This window comes from Janthinobacterium violaceinigrum (assembly GCF_009208555.1).
In the GTDB taxonomy this organism is placed as follows: domain Bacteria; phylum Pseudomonadota; class Gammaproteobacteria; order Burkholderiales; family Burkholderiaceae_D; genus Janthinobacterium; species Janthinobacterium violaceinigrum.
Genome location: NZ_WFLI01000017.1, coordinates 111,020 through 127,965 on the forward strand (window position 1 = coordinate 111,020; position 16,946 = coordinate 127,965).

Consider the following 16,946-nt stretch of genomic DNA (forward strand, 5'->3'; position numbering starts at 1 on the left):
TATCGATATGCAATAAATATCTGATACACGTAGAAATGACGCGAGTAGCGCATATGGCCTCGTTTCCAGCATACGACCGGGCATGGCAAGGCTGCAATGCTGCAAAGCAGTAAATTGCCAGCTGTTGTATAAATACGACTATCTGCGATGAGAGTGGGTAGCCTGGCGGCGGCGTGCGTCGCCAGGCGGGGCGTCTACTGGCCCGGATTGGGTATCTGGGCGTGGATGGCGTCGACGGCCGCCACCAGTTCCGGCGACAGCGTGAGCTGGTGGGCGTCGATATTCTGTCGCAACTGCTCCACGCTGGTGGCGCCGATGATGGTCGAGGCGACGAACCAGCGCGTATAGCACCAGGCCAGCGCCAGCTGCGCCGGCGTCAAGCCATGCGCGCGGGCCAGCGCCGCATATTGCGTGGCCGCTTCGATGGTGGCGGGGCGCACGTAGCGGGGACTCCAGCCGGCCGGGAAGCGCGTCAGGCGGCCCTGGGCTTGCGGATCGTCGATGTATTTCGCCGTCAGCTGGCCGAATGCCAGGGGGCTGTAGGCCAGCAAGCCCACATTTTCCCGGTGGCAAGTCTCGTCCAGCAAGCTCGTTTCAAAATGGCGCGCCGTCAGGTTGTACAGGTTCTGGATGGAGGCGATGCGGGGCAAGCCTTTCAGCTCGGCCTGCTTGATGAACTCGCTCACGCCCCACGACGATTCGTTCGACACGCCGATGTGGCCGATCTTGCCTTCGTCGACCAGCTTGCCCAGCACGGCCAGGGTGTCTTCGATGGCGACCGAGGCGTGCTCCTTGCGGGGGTTGTACACGCTGGCGCCGAAGATGGGCAGGTTGCGGCTGGGCCAGTGCAACTGGTACAGGTCGATGTGCTCCGTCTGCAGCCGGCGCAGGCTGTCTTCGACGGCGGCGCGGATGTTGGCCGCGTCGTGGTCCGTCTTGCCCTTGCGTATCCAGTGCATGCGCGAGTTCGGCCCGGCCACCTTGCTGGCCAGCACGATGTCGCCGCGCCTGCCGCTTTTCTTCAACCAGCTGCCGATATGGCGTTCCGTGCTGCCCTGCGTCTGCGCGCTGGCCATCACGGGATACATCTCGGCCGTATCGATGAAGTTGATGCCCCGCTCCAGCGCGTAATCGAGCTGGCTGTGCGCTTCGGCTTCCGTGTTCTGTTCGCCGAAGGTCATCGTGCCCAGGCAGATCCTGCTCACTTCCAGGCTGCTGGCGCCCAGCTTGATCTTTTCCATGCGCCGTCCTTAGCGTGCCTGCTTGCCGCGCAGCGCGCGCGCGCAATCCTTGATCAGCGCGGGACCGGCGTAGATCAGGCCGCTGTACAGCTGCACCAGCTGCGCGCCCGCCTCGAACTTGGCCACGGCGTCGCTGCCCTGCATGATGCCGCCCACGCCGATGATGGGCAGGGCGTCGCCCAGTTCCGCCTTCAGCAGGCGGATCACATTGTTCGACAGTTCGAACACGGGCGCGCCCGACAGGCCGCCCGCTTCCGCGCCGTGCGGCATGCCTTCCACGGCGCTGCGCGACAGGGTCGTGTTGGTGGCAATGACGCCGTCGATCTGGTGGCGCGTGAGCGACCCGGCGATGTTTTTCACCTGTTCGCCATCCATATCCGGGGCGATCTTGAGGGCCAGCGGCACGTAGCGCTTGTGCTTGTCCGCCAGGCGCGCCTGGGCATCTTTGAGCTGCGACAGCAGGGCGTCGAGTTCCGACGCGCCCTGCAGCTGGCGCAGGTTTTTCGTGTTCGGCGACGAGATGTTCACCGTCACATAGCTGGCGTAGGGATAGACTTTTTCCAGGCACAGCAGATAGTCGTCGGCCGCCCGCTCGATGGGCGTGTCGGCGTTCTTGCCGATGTTCAGGCCCAGCACGCCGGCGCGCTCCTGGTAGAACTTCGACGCCTGCACGTTGGCGACAAACGCGTCCACGCCGCCATTGTTAAAGCCCATGCGGTTGATGATGCCCTGCGCCTGCGGCAGGCGGAACATGCGCGGTTTCGGGTTGCCCGCCTGCGCGCGGGGCGTGACGGTGCCCACTTCGATGGAGCCAAACCCCAGGTCGGCCAGCGCGTCGATGTAGGCGCCATCCTTGTCCAGGCCGGCGGCCAGGCCCACGGGATTGGGAAAGGTGATGCCCATCACCGTGCGCGGGTCGGCTGCCGGTTTGCCGGCCAGCTTCGTCAGGCCCAGCGCGGCGGCGCGTTTCAGGGCGGGCAGGGTGAGATGGTGGGCCGCTTCGGCATCCATCGAAAACAGCAGCGGGCGGGCGAGGGAGTACAGGAATTTTTCAGACATGGGGCGCTTTGAGTAGGTGTGCGGGCAGCCGGGAACGGCTGGCGGCGCGCGGAATAAGTGCCGTATTTTACCGTGTTCCACGCAGCGGTCGGGTGTATAGTTCTTGTTGGCCAAATGCAATATTGATCCATTGATAATCCGCATCCGGCCTTGGACTTTCCTGTTTCTTCTCTGTTCTGTTTACTTCATAAGCGAGACATCGATTGAAAAAGACACGCATCTTGACGGCCATCGCAGCCACCAGCGCACTGCTGCTGAGCCACCCGGCCCTGGCACTGCCCAATACGCAAGACACCCGCATGCTCAGCGAACCGGCCGTCTCCAGCCGCCACGTCGCCTTCATCTATGCGGGCGACCTGTGGCTATCGAACCTCGACGGCGGCGGCGCGCGGCGCCTGACCTCGGACCTGGGCGACAAGTCCAACCCCGTCTTCTCGCCCGACGGCAGCCTGATCGCGTATAGCGCGAACATCGACGGCAATGTGGATGTGTATGTGATCGCGGCGGCGGGCGGCGTGCCGCGCCGCCTGACCTTCCACCCGGGCGCGGACCTGGCGCAGGCCTTCACCCCCGATGGCAGGGCCGTGATGTTTACCTCTCCCCGCGCCGCCTTCAACAACCGCTTCCAGAAGCTGTTTACGGTGCCGGTGGCGGGCGGCGTGGAAACCCAGCTGGAAATCCCCAACGCCTCGCGCGCCGCCTATTCGCCCGACGGCAAGCGCATCGCCTACAACCCGCTGGCGCCCGCCTTCAAGCAGTGGAAGCGCTACCGTGGCGGTACCAATTCCTGGCTGTGGCTCTTCTCGTCGGCCGACAAATCCATCGAAAAAATCCCCCAGCCCACCACGCGCTCGAACGACGTCGACCCCATGTGGCTGGGCGATACCGTGTACTTCCGCTCGGACCGCAACGGCGAATTCAACCTGTTTGCGTACGACGTCAAGACGAAGGCCGTGCGCCAGCTGACGCAGCACACGGATTTCCCCGTGCTGAACGCCTCGGCGGCGAACGGCACGATCGTCTACGAGCAGGCCGGCTATTTGCACTCGTTTGATATCGCCAGCGGCCAGGCGCACAAACTGGCCATCGCCGTGGCCAGCGACCTGGGGCAGACGCGCCCGCGCTGGGTCAAGAACGCGAAATACATCCGCGATGCGTCGATCTCGCCCTCGGGTGCGCGCGTGGCATTCGAATACCGGGGCGAGATCGTCACCATCCCCGCCGACAAGGGCGATGTGCGCAACCTGACGCAGACGGCCGGCGCCCACGAGCGCACGCCCATCTGGTCGCCCGATGGCCGCTCGGTCGCGTATTTCTCGGACGAGTCGGGCGAGTATGAATTGCACGTGCGTTCGCAGGACGGCAAGGGGGCGGTGAAGAAACTCAAGCTCAATGGCAGCGGCTTCTATGACAATGCCGTCTGGTCGCCCGACAGCAGGAAGATCGCGTTTGCCGACAATGGCTGGAGCATGTACGTGATCGACGTCGGCACGGGCAAGGTGCAAAAAATCGCCACGGAGCCGATGTATGGCGTGGACAAGAGCATGCGCGCCTCGTGGGCGCCCGACTCGCGCTGGCTGGCCTACACGCTCAATTCGCCCACCTACACGCGCAGCGCCTATATCTATTCCGTCGAACAGAACAAGTCGATGCCCGTGACCGACGGCTTGTCCGACGTGGCCCAGCCCGTGTTCGACAAGAGCGGCAAATACCTGTACTTCTTCGCCTCGACCAATGCGGGCCCCAGCAACAACTGGTTCTCGCAGCAGAACGAAGACAACCTGGTGACGCGCACCGTGTGGATGGCCGTGCTGCGGCGCGACTTGCCGTCGCCGCTGATCAAGGAAAGCGACGAGGAAAAGGCGGCCGGCGCGGAGAGCCGGAAGGAGTCGGCCAAGGCCGAAGCCGAGTCGAAAAACGATGCGAAGAACGAACCGAAGGTCGATCCGAAGACGGGCCGCGACGACCCGAAAGTCACGGTGGCTCCCGTGGCGCCGATTGCCATCGATTTCGACGGCATCTCCACGCGCATCGTCGACCTGCCGCTGCCAGCCGCGCAGTTTTCCAACCTGACGGCCGGCGCCGCGGGACAGATCTTTCTGCTGCGCGAAAGCGATGGCAAGAAGGCCGTGCAGCGCTTTGATTTAAAGGAGCGCAAGGCGGAAACGGTGGTGGCGGAGGCGGACGATTTCGAGGTCTCGGCCGATGGCAAGAAGCTGCTGTACCGCCAGAAGGACAACTGGGCCATGGGGTCGGCCACGGGCAAGCTGCTGGCGCCGGGCGAGGGCAAGATCAAGGTCGACGCCATCGAAGTGAAAGCCGATCCGCGCGCCGAGTGGACGCAGATTTTCAATGAAGTGTGGCGCATCAACCGCGATTATTTCTACGACCCGGGCATGCACGGCGTGGACTGGAAGGCCATGCGCGACAAGTACGCCGTCTTCCTGCCCGAGCTGTCCAGCCGCGCCGACCTGAACCGGCTGATCCAGTGGATGTGCAGCGAGCTGGCCGTGGGCCATCACCGCGGCGGCGGCGGCGACGATTTTATCGAGGCGAAGAAGGTGCCGGGCGGCTTGCTGGGCGCCGACTATGAAGTGAGCGACGGCCATTACCGCTTCAAGAAGGTGTATGGCGGCTTGAACTGGAATCCCGCCCTGCGCGCGCCGCTGACGGAGCCTGGCCTGAACGTCAAGGCGGGCGAATACCTGCTGGCCGTCGACAGCCGTCCTTTGCTGCCGCCGACGAATCTCTACAGCGCCTTCGAGAACACGGCCGGCAAGGCCATCGACCTGACCGTGGGCCCATCGGCCGACGGCAAGGGCGCGCGCACGATTACCGTGGTGCCCGTGCCCACCGAGGATGCCTTGCGCAACCGCGACTGGATCGAAGGCAATATGCGCAAGGTGAATGCGGCGACGGGCGGCAAGGTGGCGTACGTGTACGTGCCCAATACGGCGGGTCTGGGCCATACCTACTTCAAGCGCTACTTCTTCCCGCAGGCGGACAAGCAGGCCATCATCGTCGACGAGCGTTTCAATGGCGGCGGCAGCGTGGCCGATTACTACATCGAGATCCTGCAGAAGAAGGAAATCGCCTGGTGGACCATGCGCTACGGTGCCGACATGAAGACGCCGTCAGCTTCCATCCAGGGGCCGCGCGCCATGCTGATCGACGAGACGGCCGGTTCGGGCGGCGACCTGCTGCCGTGGATGTTCCGCAAGAACAACATGGGTCCGCTGATCGGCAAGGCGACCTGGGGCGGCCTGGTGGGCATCCTCGGCTTCCCCGTGCTGATGGATGGCGGTTTCATCACGGCGCCCAACCTGGCGTTCTGGACGCGCGAGAACGGCTGGGGCGTGGAAAACGAAGGCGTGCCGCCCGATATCGAAGTGGAACAAACGCCGGCCGACGTCATCGCCGGGCGCGATCCGCAGCTGGAAAAGGCGATTGAGGTGATCCAGGCCGAGCTGGCGAAGAACCCGCCCGTGCGGCCTGCGCGTCCGGCGTTTCCGGACAAGAGCAAATAAGCTGAAGGGCAGGGGTCAGACCCTCTCGATTGTTAGCTCCGAGCTTGGCGCTAACGCTCGCGGGGGTCTGACCCCGGCATTACATGCTGGGCTTGATTTACATCACCACCCACTGCCCCTTGATGCGCGCTTCCAGGGGCTTGAAGTTGATCTTGTAGGCCATTTTCGGGCTTTGCGCGATCCAGTAGCCCAGGTAGATGTAGGGCAGGCCCAGTTCCTGCGCCTGGGCGATTTGCCACAGCACGTTGTAGGTGCCGTACGAGGCGCCCGCCACGTCCGGGTCGAAGAACGTGTAGACGGACGACAGGCCATCGGCCAGCACGTCGATGATGCTGACCATGCGCAGGGTGCCTGCGGCATCGCGGAATTCCACCAGGCGCGTATTGACCCGGCTTTGCAGCAGGAATTGCGCGTACTGGTCGCGGCTGTCCTGGTCCATGCCGCCGCCCGCATGGCGCGTGCTCTGGTAGCGCAGATACAGCTCGTAGTGCTCGTCGAGGAAGGACAGGCTGGCCACGCCCGCCTGCAGGTCGGCGTGCCGGTTCCACGCGCGGCGCTGGTTGCGGTTGGGCGTGAAGGACTGCGCCACCACGCGCACGGGAATGCAGGCCTGGCAGCCGTCGCAGTACGGGCGGTAGGTAAAAATGCCGCTGCGGCGAAAGCCGTTGCGCACCAGTTCCGAATACACGTCGCTGTTGATCAGGTGCGAGGGTGTGGCCACCTGCGAGCGGGCCTGGCGGTCGTCCAGATAGCTGCACGGGTAGGGCGCCGTCGTGTAGAACTGCAGGGTGGCAAACGGTAGTTCGTTCAGGTGCGTCATGCTGATCCTGTCTGGTCTGTCCGCGGCAATGAAGGTCTGCCTGAAGATATCATAGCTTTTTTATGCGGATGGCGCAGCTCGCCAATCGGTGATTTGCGCTGCTTCAATAGCGACGCGTACGTGGGCCAGGAAGCGCGCGCGAGAAATGGGCGCCGCGCCCAGCGAGGCCAGGTGTTTTGTTTCCTGCTGGCAGTCAATCATGGCCACGCCCCGTGCCTTCAAAAAGCGCACCAGCTGCGCCAGCGCGATCTTCGAGCCATCCGTGACCCGCGCGAACATCGATTCGCCATAGAACATGCGCCCGATCGACACGCCATACGCGCCGCCTACCAGTTCGCCATCGAGCCACAGTTCCGACGAGTGCGCGTAGCCCAGCTTGTGCAAGCCCGTGTAGCCGGCGATGATCTCGTCCGAGATCCACGTGCCCGGGCCATCCTTGCGCGGCGCCGCGCAGGCGCGCATGACGGCTTCGAAGTCGCCGTCGAAGCGCAGCTGCCAGCGCCCGTCCGTGGCGGCGCTGCGCTCGACCCTGCGCAGCGCCTTGGCCAGGCTGTCGGAGACCTTGAAGTCTTCCGTCATCAGCACCATGCGCGGATCGGTGCTCCACCACAGGATGGGCTGGCCTTCGGAAAACCAGGGGAAGATGCCGCGCCGGTAGGCGTCGAGCAGGCGCGCGGGCGACAGGTCGGCGCCGGCCGCCAGCAGGCCGGGCGCCTCGTCGGTCAGCGCGCGCGAAACGTCGGGAAACGGGGTGTGGATGTCGAGCCAGGGAATCATGCGGTGTCGGCGTGAGCGAGGTCAGGAAGCTTGCTCGGCATCCGTGCGCGCCATCGGGCGCGTGATGTCGCCCGTATGGAAACCGTAGCTGCCGCCTTCGCGGATCTTCACGCGGTCGGCAAAGAACAGTTCCAGGGTGGCGCGGATGGTGGGGAAGGCCAGGTCATCCCAGGGAATCTGCGCTTCCGTAAACAGCTGCACTTCCAGGCTTTCGATGCCGGGCGCGAAATCGAGGTCGCGCAGGCGCGCCAGGTAGAACAGGTGCACCTGGTGCACGCGCTGCACGTTCAGCAGCGAAAACAGGGGGCCCAGTTCGATATGCGCGCCCGCTTCCTCCACCGTTTCGCGTTCGGCCGCGTCGGACGTCGTTTCGTCGTTTTCCATGAAGCCCGCCGGCAGGGTCCAGTAGCCCAGGCGCGGTTCGATGGCGCGCTTGCACAGCAAGACCTGCAGCTGTCCATCCTCTTCCCACACGGGGATGGAGCCGACCACCATTTTCGGGTTCTGGTAATGGATGGCGTCGCAGTTGGCGCAGACGTAGCGCGGACGGTTGTCGCCTTCCGGAATGGACAGGCTGACAGGGTGGGCGCATTCGGAGCAGAATTTCATGGGCGGGCTTAGGAAAAGAATGATGTCTAGTGTAACGCTTACTGTACACCGATTGCGCGTGGTGTGGCGTGACGGGCGGACACTATGCCAAGCGGCAATTAGGTGGATTTTTTAATTAAATAGCTCTATTGCAGCGGAAGTTGAGATAGCTATTGCCTAAGCCACCTGTTTGCCTTTATAATTCTTGTGCGGGGTGGAGCAGTCTGGCAGCTCGTCGGGCTCATAACCCGAAGGTCACAGGTTCAAATCCTGTCCCCGCAACCAATACCGAAAGCCGCCGACTCTTGCAAAAGAGCGGCGGCTTTTTCATTTCTGCCGAAATTTACCCAACGGCCAACTCCGGCAGGCGGGGCAGGAATGACATTGTCAAATCATGCCCTTTACGCCGCGCAACAATTTGGTATATAATTCTTGTGCGGGGTGGAGCAGTCTGGCAGCTCGTCGGGCTCATAACCCGAAGGTCACAGGTTCAAATCCTGTCCCCGCAACCAATTCGAAGCCGCTGGTTCCTCGCAAGAGGGCCAGCGGTTTTTTCGTTTAGGGGGAGATATCCTCTGTCAATTGGCGCGCATACACGACTAGCCGCAAGTGGCGGTCCGCATCGATGGTCAGCGAGGTGTGTTCATAGGCCAGTGCCGCGCCATCGACGTGCAGGCGGCGCACGCCGGCGCACGGTGCGTGCACGTCGTGGCGGCGCCACCACTGCTTGAATTCCGGCGATACTTTTTCCAGTTCTTCCACCAGTGCGTGGATATCGGCTTCCTGCGTGGCGCGTGCGTAGTCGCGGCGAAAGCTCGACAGCATCAGCGGCGCCTGCTCTTCCCAGCCGATGAAGCGTGAGCGCAGCAGCGAATCGGTAAACAGCAGCCACAGCAGATTGCGCCGCGCCGGCACATGCGCGCCGAAGCCGAACAGGGCATCGGCGCCACCATTAAACGCCAGCACGTCCCAGCGCAGGTTGAGCACATACGCCGGATGCGCCAGTTCGTGCATCAGGCGGCGCACCATCGGCGGCACCACGCAATACGTCTTGCCCTCTTCGGCCGGCGGACGCGCGTGCGCCAGCAGGAACAGGTGGCGGCGCTCGCCCGCGTCCAGCTTCAGCACTTCGGCCAGCTTGTCGAGGAAGGCGCTGGAGACGCCGATGTCGCGCCCCTGCTCCAGCCAGGTGTACCAGGTCAGCCCCACGCCGGCCAGTGCCGCCACTTCCTCGCGGCGCAAGCCCGGGGTCCTGCGCCGCCCGCCGCCGGGCAGGCCCACGTCTTCCGGGGACAGCCGCGCGCGGCGCGCCTGCAGGTAGGCGGCCAGTTCGTGGCGGGTGCGGGCCAAAGTGCGCATGGTGCGGTCTTTCCTGTGAGTCTGTTGCTATCAGTAATAGCATAAACAGTTAAATTGTAATTGTTTATATTGTATTCCAGAATGCCTGTTTTCTTCCTGAAGGCTGCTCCATGCTCGATTCTTCCTCCCCCAGCGGCCCTGACGTGGCCGCCACCGCCGCGCTGCCTGCCACCGTCTACCTGATCGCCGTGGGCGCGTTCGCGCTGGGCATGGCCTCGTATGTGACGGCGGGCTTGATGCCGATGATTGCCAGTGCCTTTGCCGTTTCCGTGGCGATGGCCGCGCAGCTGGTGACGGCGTTTACCCTGGCCTATGGCCTCGGTTCGCCGCTGCTGGTGGCCTTGCTGCCGGCGCGCGCGCAGCGCTGCGGCCTCTTGATCGCCCTGGGCGTGTTCGTGCTGGCGAACGGGGCCAGCGCGCTGGCGCCCGGCTTCAGCAGTTTGCTGGCATGGCGGGCCATCGCCGGCATCGGTGCGGGCGTCTACCTGGCGCTGGGCATTGCGGCCGCGGCCGGCGTATCGGCGCCGCAGCAGCGGGGCAAGGCCATCGGCGCGATCATGGGCGGCATGGCGGGCGGCACGGTGCTGGGCGTGCCCCTGAGCCTGTTGCTGGCGCAGCAGCTGGGCTGGACCGCGGCCCTGTGGCTGGTGGCTTTGCTGGGCGCGCTGGCGCTGGCGGGCCTGCTGTGGAAGCTGCCCGCGCTGCCAGCGGCATCGTCCGCGCCGGCCATCCCGCTGCGCCGCAAGCTGGCTTTGCTGGCCGACGGCCGGGTGCTGGCCATCCTGCTCGTGTCCCTGCTGGCGGCCATCGCCAGCCTGGGCATGTACACCTTCATCGCGCCGCTGCTGGCCTGGTCGGCGCAGGGCGCAGCAATGTCCAGCACGCCCTTCCTGTGGGCGTGGGGCGTGGGGGGGATCGTTGGCAGCGTGCTGGTCGGACCATGGGCGGACAAGGTGGCGGCGCCGAAGCTGACCCTGTTCATCCTGGCGCTGCTGGCGCTGGCCTTGTGCGCGCTGCCGCTGGCGGCCGGCTGGTCGGCGTGGCTGATGCTGGCGCCCATCGTGCTGTGGGGCGCGGCTGGCTGGGCCCTGCAAGTGCCGCAGAACCAGCAGCTGCTGGCCGTGCGCGCACGTCAGGGCGACGGCAACCTGGCCATCGCCCTCAACGAATCGGCGCTGTACCTGGGCAGCGCCATCGGCGCCGCCACGGGCGGGGTGCTGCTCCTGCTGGACTGGCCCATGTGGCTGCTGGGGGCCAGCGCCGCTCTGGTCGCCGCCGCCGCGCTGCTGCTGCAGTCCGGCCTTGCGCGCCGCAGTTAGCGCTTCTTCGCCAGTTGCATGCCCACGGGCAGGGCGCGGATGCGCTTGCCCGTGGCGGCGAAGATGGCGTTGCACAGGGCGGGCGCGATGGGCGGCGTAGCCGGCTCGCCCACGCCGCCCAGCTCCATGTCCAGGGTGCCTGGCACCAGGTGCGTGTGGATCACGCGTGGCGCGTCGGCGGCCCGCAGTACGGCGTAGTCGTGGAAATTGCTTTGCTCGACCCGGCCATTCTTGAAACTGATCTCGCCGCTCATGGCCAGGGACAGGCCCATGATGCAAGCGCCTTCGATCTGCGAGCGCACGCGGTCCGGGTTGATCTGCGGTCCGCAATCCATGGCGATATCGACGCGCGGCACGATGACTTCGCCGGCCGTGTTGATTTCCACTTCGATCACGGCCGCCACATAGGTAACGAAACTGTAGGACACGGCCAGGCCCAGTCCCCGCCCCTTGGGCAGCTTGCGGCCCCAGCCCGCCTTGGCGGTCGCCAGCTCGATCACGTGGCGCATGCGGCCGATGTCGACCGGATACTTCGCCGGGTCTTCGCCATAGTTCCAGCCGTCGGACAGGTCGGAAGGATTGATCTTGCGCGCCGGTCCCAGCAGCGCCAGCAGGTAGTCGCGGTGGTCCTTCTTCGCCGCGTGCGCCAGTTCGGCAGTGAACGACTGGATGGCGAAGGCATGCGGGATGTTCGACACGGAACGGAACCAGCCGATGCGCGTATGGGCCGGCACTTCGGGCACCTCGACGCGGATGTTCGCAATCGCATACGGCACGTTGATGGCCGACATGCCCAGCTCGAACGGCGCCTGCTTGTTCGCGCCGGCGGCAAAGGTCGAGGTGATGGTGGGCGCCGCCGTGCGGTGCAGCCAGGCCGTCGGCATGCCTTGCGCGTCGAGCGACGCCTCCAGCCGTTCGACGGACACCGTGTGCAGGTAGTCGTGCTGCAGGTCGTCGTCGCGCGTCCACGTCAGCTTGACGGGCGCGCCATCCATGGCTTTCGACAGCAGCGCTGCCTCGACGGCGAAATCGGGTTTCGACTTGCGCCCGAAGCCGCCGCCCAGCAAGGTCACGTGGACGGTCACGTCGTCATACGCCAGGCCCAGGGCCTTGGCCACGTTGCTGCGCGTCGCTTGCGGCGCCTGCACGCAGGCCCACACTTCGGCCTTGCCGTCGGCGATGCGCACGGTGGCTGCGGGCGGCTCCATGGTGGCGTGGGCCAGGTGGGGCAGATAGTATTCGGCGCTGAACTTGCGCGCGGCGGGAGCGGCGGCCAGGGCGGCCACCGTCTTGCCCTGGTCGCGCGCCGGGCTGGCCGGCTGGCGCACGGCCGCTTCCAGGGTCTTGCGGAAGGCGGCTGAATCGTAGCCGCCGTTCGGGCCATCCTCCCATTCCAGCACCAGCGCTTCGCGGCCCTTGATGGCGGCCCACGTGTTCCTGGCGATGACGGCCACGCCGCCCAGCGGATTGAACATGGCCGGCGGCGGACTGCCTGCCAGTTCGACGATGCGCAGCACGCCCGGCACCTTCAGGGCCGCCGTCTTGTCCACGCTTTTCAGCTTGCCGCCAAACACGGGCGGACGGGCGATGACGGCATACGCCATGCCGTCGAGGCGCGTGTCGATGCCGAAATGGGTATTGCCCGTGACGATGTCGTGCAGGTCGATGCCGCGCGTACTGGTCTGCCCGATGTAGCGCAGCTCGCCCGCCGTTTTCAGGCTGATGCGCGCGCGCGGCGGCACCGGCAATTTGGCCGCTTCCCCGGCCAGTGCGCCGAACGACAGCGAGCGCCCGCTGGCCGCATGCACGACCGCATGGTTGACGGCTTTCACCTCGGTGACGGGCACGTCCCAGCGCACGGCGGCCGCCGTTTCCAGCATCAGGCGCGCCGTGGCGCCCACGTGGCGCATGGCGCGGAACGAGTGGCGCATGCTGCGCGAACCGTCCGTATCCTGGCTGCCGTAGCGCGCTTCGTCGGCGGGCGCCTGCTGCACGCGCACCTGCGCCCAGTCGGCGCCCAGTTCGTCGGCCGCCACCATGGGCAGGCTGGTGCGGATGCCCTGGCCCATTTCGGAGCGGTGCGCCACGATGGTGACGATGCCGTCCGCGCCGATCGACAGGAAGACCAGGGCGTCGTCGACCACGCCGCCGGCCATCTTGTCGCCGCCGTATTTGACGGCGTCGGCCGCCATCACGAGGCCGGAAGGGCCGGCCACCAGGGTCAGGCCGGCCAGCGCGCCGGCGGCCTTGAGCCAGTTGCGCCGCGCAGGCGAAGCGGGGGCGGACAGCGTGTCGAGGGGGCTCATTTGGCCGCTCCTTTGGCGTTGATACTGGTTGCTGCCTGCTTGATGGCCGCGTGGATGCGCGTGTAGGTGCCGCAGCGGCAGATATTGCCGCTCATCGCTTCGCGGATCTGCTGGTCGTTCGGTTTTGGGGTCTTGTGCAGCAGCGCCGTGGCCGACATGATCTGCCCCGCCTGACAGTAGCCGCATTGGGGTACGCCGTGCTCCTGCCACGCATGCTGCAGCGCCAGGCCGACGTGGTCTTCGCCCACCGCTTCGATGGTGGTGATGCGCTTGCCGGCAGCGGCCGACATGGGCGTCACGCAGGAGCGGATGGCTTCGCCATCGAGGTGTACGGTGCAGGCGCCGCACAGGGCCATGCCGCAGCCGAATTTGGTGCCGGTCATGCCCAGTTCGTCGCGCAGGGCCCACAGCAGGGGCGTGTCTTCAGGCAGGGCAAGGTCATGCTGCTTGCCATTGATGGTCAGGGTCGTCATGTTTATTCCTCGGAGTGGGGTGGTGCGAAGAAGCGTGACGGCCGTCCGTCAGGCGGATTGGCGCATCAGTATGGGATGGTAGCACCAGCGGGCATGCGCTGCAGGTCAGGCCAGCACATGCCCCCACAGGTTCTTCTATACTGCGGCTCCAGACAGGGAGAATTTTTTATGGAACACGTCACACCGGCACCAGGCTTGCCCGATATTCTCGCTCCCGGCTTGCAGGTGGTTTTTTGCGGCCTCAATCCCGGCGTGGATGCGGCGGCGGCCGGCCACCATTTTCTCGGCCGCGGCAACCGCTTCTGGCCCGTCTTGCACCTGGCCGGCTTCACGCCGCACCTGGTGGCGCCGCACGACGATCGAAGCGTGCTCGGTTTCGGACTGGGCCTGACGGCGGCCGTCGGGCGTCCGACCCGCCGCGCGGACCAGGTGGAGGAGGACGAATTCGCGCAGGCGGCGGCGGGCCTGCTGCACAAGCTGGCATGGGCGCAGCCCCAGTGGATCGCTTTCCTGGGCAAGGCCGCCTACGCAGCGATGACGGGAAAACGCCGGCTGGACTGGGGCGAACAGCCGGAACGCTTCGGCGGCGCGCGCGTGTGGATACTGCCCAACCCCAGCGGACTCAATCGCGGCTATTCCAAGGAACGGCTGGTCGACGCCTATGCGGAACTGCGGCGCGCTCAGATGACGTCCAGCTGACGCGCGCGCAGGCGCGGCGTGACGAAATCGAGAAACGCGCGCAATTTCAATGGCAGTGGCGCCTGGCCCTTGTGCAGCAGGCTGACGGGCAGGGGCGCCGCTTCGAACGGTGCGAGCACGATGCGCAGCGCGTCGTCGCGCAGGGCGTCCATGACCTGATACGACAGCACGCGGATCACGCCCACGCCCAGGGTTGCGGCGGCAATCGCCGCGTCCACCGTGTTGACGGCCAGCCGCGCATGCACGGGCACGGACTGCGCCGATTTGCCCGTGCCGAAGACCCAGGCGCGCCGCGATTCCAGCACTTCAAAACTGATGCAGTCGTGCGCGGCCAGGTCGCCCGGCGCGAGCGGCACGCCATGCGCGGCCAGGTAGCCGGGACTGGCGCAGACGACGCGGCGCACCGTGCCGACGCGCGTGGCGATGAAGCTGCTGTCGGGCAGGTCGCCGATGCGCACGGCCACGTCGACCTGCTCGTCCATCAGGTGCACGACGCGATCGGTCAGCACCAGCTTGATCTCGATTTCCGGATACTGGGCGAGAAACTCCGCTACCACGGGCACGATGTGCAGGCGCCCGAACACGACGGACGCGGTGACCGTCAGTTCGCCTTTGGGCGCCACGTATTCGCCCGTTGCCGTGCGCTCCGCTTCCGCGATTTCCTCGAGGATGCGGCGGCATGCGGCCACGTAGGAACCGCCCGCCTCCGTCAGCGCCAGCTGGCGCGTCGTGCGGTGCAGCAGGCGCGTGCCGAGGTGCGTTTCCAGCGCCGCCACCTTGCGGCTGACGGTAGCCAGCGGCATGCCGAGATGGCGCGCGGCGGCCGACAGGCTGCCCGCGTCCACCACCGCCAGCAGGATGGTCATGGATTCCAGCCTATCCATGGAGCGTTGCCATGTAAATCCTATCAAATTATGGAAGAATGATTTTCAATCTTATGGGATTCTCTTTGCTGGTGCAAGTACGTAAGCTGGTCTCCTTCGCCGCGGCATGTTGCCGCGCCACCTTGAAAGGAGAGCGCCATGCGCCCCAGACCCGTTTCCGCCACGCCCGTTCCCCCCGCGCCGGTTCTTCCCCTTGAGACGCTTGCTGCGGCGCCTGCGCCGCGCGGCAAGATCCTCATCATGGCCGTCATCGCCGGCGCCGTGATCACCAACATCTATTGCACCCAGCCGATCCTGCCCTTGATCCAGGCGGACCTGGGAGTGGGCCTGGCGGCCGTCGATCTCGTCGCCGGTGCGGCGCTGCTGGGTTTTGCGACGGGGCTGGCCTTGCTCCTGCCGCTGGGCGACCGTTACGACCGGCGCAAGCTGGTGCTGGGCCAGATCGCGCTGGCCTTCGTCTGCGCGCTGGCGGCGGCGCTGGCGCCCGGCATCTGGGCGCTGATCGGGGCGTCGTTTGGCCTGGGCATCGTCAGCTGCGTGCCGCAGCAACTGGTGCCGTTCGCCGCGCTGATGTCGCCGCCCGGCGAGCGTGGCCGCTCCGTGGGAACGGTGGTTGGCGGCATCATGGTGGGCATCCTGCTGGGGCGCACGGTAGCCGGGGTGGTGGGCGAGGCCTGGGGCTGGCGCGCCGTCTACGCCATGGAAGCGGTGTTCATGGTGCCCGTGTGGATCGCGGCCGCCGCCCTGCTGCCGCAAGGCAAACCCGGCACGCAGCTGTCCTATGCGCGGCTGCTGGCGTCGCTGTGGCCGCTGGCCCGCGACCATCGGCCCATCCGTGAAGCCATGCTGGTCCAGTCGCTGCTGTGGGCTTGCTTCAATGCGTTCTGGGTCAACCTGGCGTCGCTGCTGGCCAACGGTCCATGGCACTTGGGCAGCGCCTGGGCTGGCGGCTTCGGCATCATCGGCGCAGCGGGAGCGCTGGCCGCCACCCTGGGAGGCCGGTTTACCGACAAGCTGGGGCCGCGCAGTGTCGTCGGCGCCAGCATCGGCATCGTGACGCTGGGCTACCTGCTGCTGGCGGGCGCCGAGTCTTCGCTGATCCTGCTGGTGGCCGGCGTCATCGTGCTCGACATCGGCGTGCAGGCGGGCCTCGTGTCCAACCAGACGCGCGCCTTTGCCGTCGATCCGGCCGCGCAGGGCCGTATCAACAGCCTGTACATGACGGCCACCTTTCTCGGCGGCGCCGCCGGCGTGGCGGCCAGCGACTGGCTGATGACGCACTTGGGCTGGACGGGCGTGGCCGCCTTTGGGCTCGTCCTGTGCCTGTGCGCCAGCCTGATCCACCTGGCCGGCTGGCGCGCACGGCGGCGTGTGCCGGCGCCGCAATAGTGCTTATCCGTGGCTCAGCGATGTGCTTCCAGCTGCGCATACACGGCGTCGGCGATCTTGCCCAGCTCGGCTTTCGGCAGCCTGGCCGACAGGGCGTAGCCCATCTGGCCATCGATCCAGTAAAACACGCCCAGTTCCTTTTCCTGCGTGTAGCGGAACGCCGTTTCCTGCCGGCCGGCCCGTTCCCTGGCCACGTACAGGGTCAGGCGCTTGCCGCTGCCATCTTCGTACATGAACTGCGCCACGGGGCCGTCGCCATCGCCGGGCAGCAAACGCCCGCCGATCAAGCGGTAGCCGAGCGGCGACAGCACGGGCGGCTGCAAGTTGCTGCCAAGGCGCTTCGACAGCCATTGCACCAGGTGCGCTTCCTGCTCGACACCCACTTCCACGGGGTGGCGTACTTCGGGCGTGTAGACGGCGTGGGCGATGGCGGCGCTGCGCGCCAGGGCCAGGGGGCCGGCGCTGGCCGTCCGCAGGTCGCCGCCAGCGTCGCCGTCGCCGCGCA

General features: G+C 66.2%; 14 protein-coding genes and 2 tRNA genes. 6 read left to right on the top strand and 10 right to left on the bottom strand.

What is annotated here, in order from left to right:
- Positions 1-194 precede the first annotated feature (194 nt).
- Positions 195-1,241 carry an aldo/keto reductase gene (locus GCN75_RS15980; RefSeq protein WP_152283353.1) on the bottom strand — a complete coding sequence of 349 codons (1,047 nt, stop codon included), beginning with the start codon at positions 1,239-1,241 and terminating at the stop codon, positions 195-197.
- A gap of 9 nt (positions 1,242-1,250) precedes the next feature.
- The gene (locus tag GCN75_RS15985; RefSeq protein WP_152283354.1) at positions 1,251-2,300 is read right to left on the bottom strand and encodes a quinone-dependent dihydroorotate dehydrogenase; all 1,050 of its coding nucleotides are present in this window, start codon (positions 2,298-2,300) and stop codon (positions 1,251-1,253) included.
- A 221-nt stretch (positions 2,301-2,521) separates the two neighbouring features.
- On the opposite strand from GCN75_RS15985, the gene GCN75_RS15990 reads away from it, so the two are divergent.
- Positions 2,522-5,827, top strand: a complete 3,306-nt coding sequence (locus GCN75_RS15990) for a S41 family peptidase (protein WP_226941419.1) — start codon at positions 2,522-2,524, stop codon at positions 5,825-5,827.
- 97 nt (positions 5,828-5,924) lie between these two features.
- On the opposite strand, the gene GCN75_RS15995 is transcribed toward GCN75_RS15990, so the two are convergent.
- The 3 genes from GCN75_RS15995 to GCN75_RS16005 are packed head-to-tail and all read right to left on the bottom strand — an operon-like array spanning position 5,925 to position 8,033.
- Complete coding sequence (locus tag GCN75_RS15995) at positions 5,925-6,647, bottom strand: arginyltransferase (protein WP_152283356.1); 723 nt, start codon at positions 6,645-6,647, stop codon at positions 5,925-5,927.
- Positions 6,648-6,707: 60 nt separating this feature from the next.
- Complete coding sequence (aat, locus tag GCN75_RS16000) at positions 6,708-7,424, bottom strand: leucyl/phenylalanyl-tRNA--protein transferase (RefSeq protein WP_152283357.1); 717 nt, start codon at positions 7,422-7,424, stop codon at positions 6,708-6,710.
- 21 nt (positions 7,425-7,445) lie between these two features.
- The gene (locus tag GCN75_RS16005; RefSeq protein WP_152283358.1) at positions 7,446-8,033 is read right to left on the bottom strand and encodes an NUDIX hydrolase; all 588 of its coding nucleotides are present in this window, start codon (positions 8,031-8,033) and stop codon (positions 7,446-7,448) included.
- A 187-nt stretch (positions 8,034-8,220) separates the two neighbouring features.
- Here GCN75_RS16005 and GCN75_RS16010 point away from each other — a divergent pair.
- Positions 8,221-8,297 (top strand) — tRNA-Met (locus GCN75_RS16010).
- Between the two features lie 150 nt (positions 8,298-8,447).
- Positions 8,448-8,524: transfer RNA gene (locus GCN75_RS16015), tRNA-Met, on the top strand.
- Positions 8,525-8,570: 46 nt separating this feature from the next.
- Here GCN75_RS16015 and GCN75_RS16020 read toward each other — a convergent pair.
- On the bottom strand, positions 8,571-9,371 hold the full coding sequence (locus tag GCN75_RS16020) for a helix-turn-helix transcriptional regulator (RefSeq protein ID WP_152283359.1): 801 nt from the start codon (positions 9,369-9,371) through the stop codon (positions 8,571-8,573).
- A 110-nt stretch (positions 9,372-9,481) separates the two neighbouring features.
- On the opposite strand from GCN75_RS16020, the gene GCN75_RS16025 reads away from it, so the two are divergent.
- Positions 9,482-10,690, top strand: a complete 1,209-nt coding sequence (locus tag GCN75_RS16025; RefSeq protein ID WP_152283360.1) for an MFS transporter — start codon at positions 9,482-9,484, stop codon at positions 10,688-10,690.
- Here the strand turns inward: GCN75_RS16025 and GCN75_RS16030 are convergent.
- Both GCN75_RS16030 and GCN75_RS16035 read right to left on the bottom strand, forming a co-directional pair.
- On the bottom strand, positions 10,687-12,996 hold the full coding sequence (locus GCN75_RS16030; RefSeq protein WP_152283361.1) for a xanthine dehydrogenase family protein molybdopterin-binding subunit: 2,310 nt from the start codon (positions 12,994-12,996) through the stop codon (positions 10,687-10,689). The two genes, GCN75_RS16025 and GCN75_RS16030, sit on opposite strands and share 4 nt — an antisense overlap.
- On the bottom strand, positions 12,993-13,469 hold the full coding sequence (locus GCN75_RS16035) for a (2Fe-2S)-binding protein (RefSeq protein WP_152283362.1): 477 nt from the start codon (positions 13,467-13,469) through the stop codon (positions 12,993-12,995). Before GCN75_RS16035 ends, GCN75_RS16030 begins: the two co-directional genes overlap by 4 nt.
- Before the next feature lie 168 nt (positions 13,470-13,637).
- On the opposite strand from GCN75_RS16035, the gene mug reads away from it, so the two are divergent.
- Positions 13,638-14,168 (top strand): G/U mismatch-specific DNA glycosylase, encoded by a 531-nt coding sequence (gene mug / locus GCN75_RS16040; RefSeq protein WP_152283363.1) that lies wholly within the window; start codon positions 13,638-13,640, stop codon positions 14,166-14,168.
- On the opposite strand, the gene GCN75_RS16045 is transcribed toward mug, so the two are convergent.
- On the bottom strand, positions 14,150-15,052 hold the full coding sequence (locus GCN75_RS16045) for a LysR family transcriptional regulator (protein WP_152283364.1): 903 nt from the start codon (positions 15,050-15,052) through the stop codon (positions 14,150-14,152). The two genes, mug and GCN75_RS16045, sit on opposite strands and share 19 nt — an antisense overlap.
- Positions 15,053-15,190: 138 nt before the next feature.
- On the opposite strand from GCN75_RS16045, the gene GCN75_RS16050 reads away from it, so the two are divergent.
- Entirely contained in the window at positions 15,191-16,441 is a 1,251-nt protein-coding gene (locus GCN75_RS16050; protein ID WP_152283365.1) for an MFS transporter, read from the top strand.
- A gap of 14 nt (positions 16,442-16,455) precedes the next feature.
- Here GCN75_RS16050 and GCN75_RS16055 read toward each other — a convergent pair.
- A partial coding sequence (locus GCN75_RS16055; RefSeq protein ID WP_193317532.1) for an anti-sigma factor family protein occupies positions 16,456-16,946 on the bottom strand: 491 nt, incomplete at its 5' end.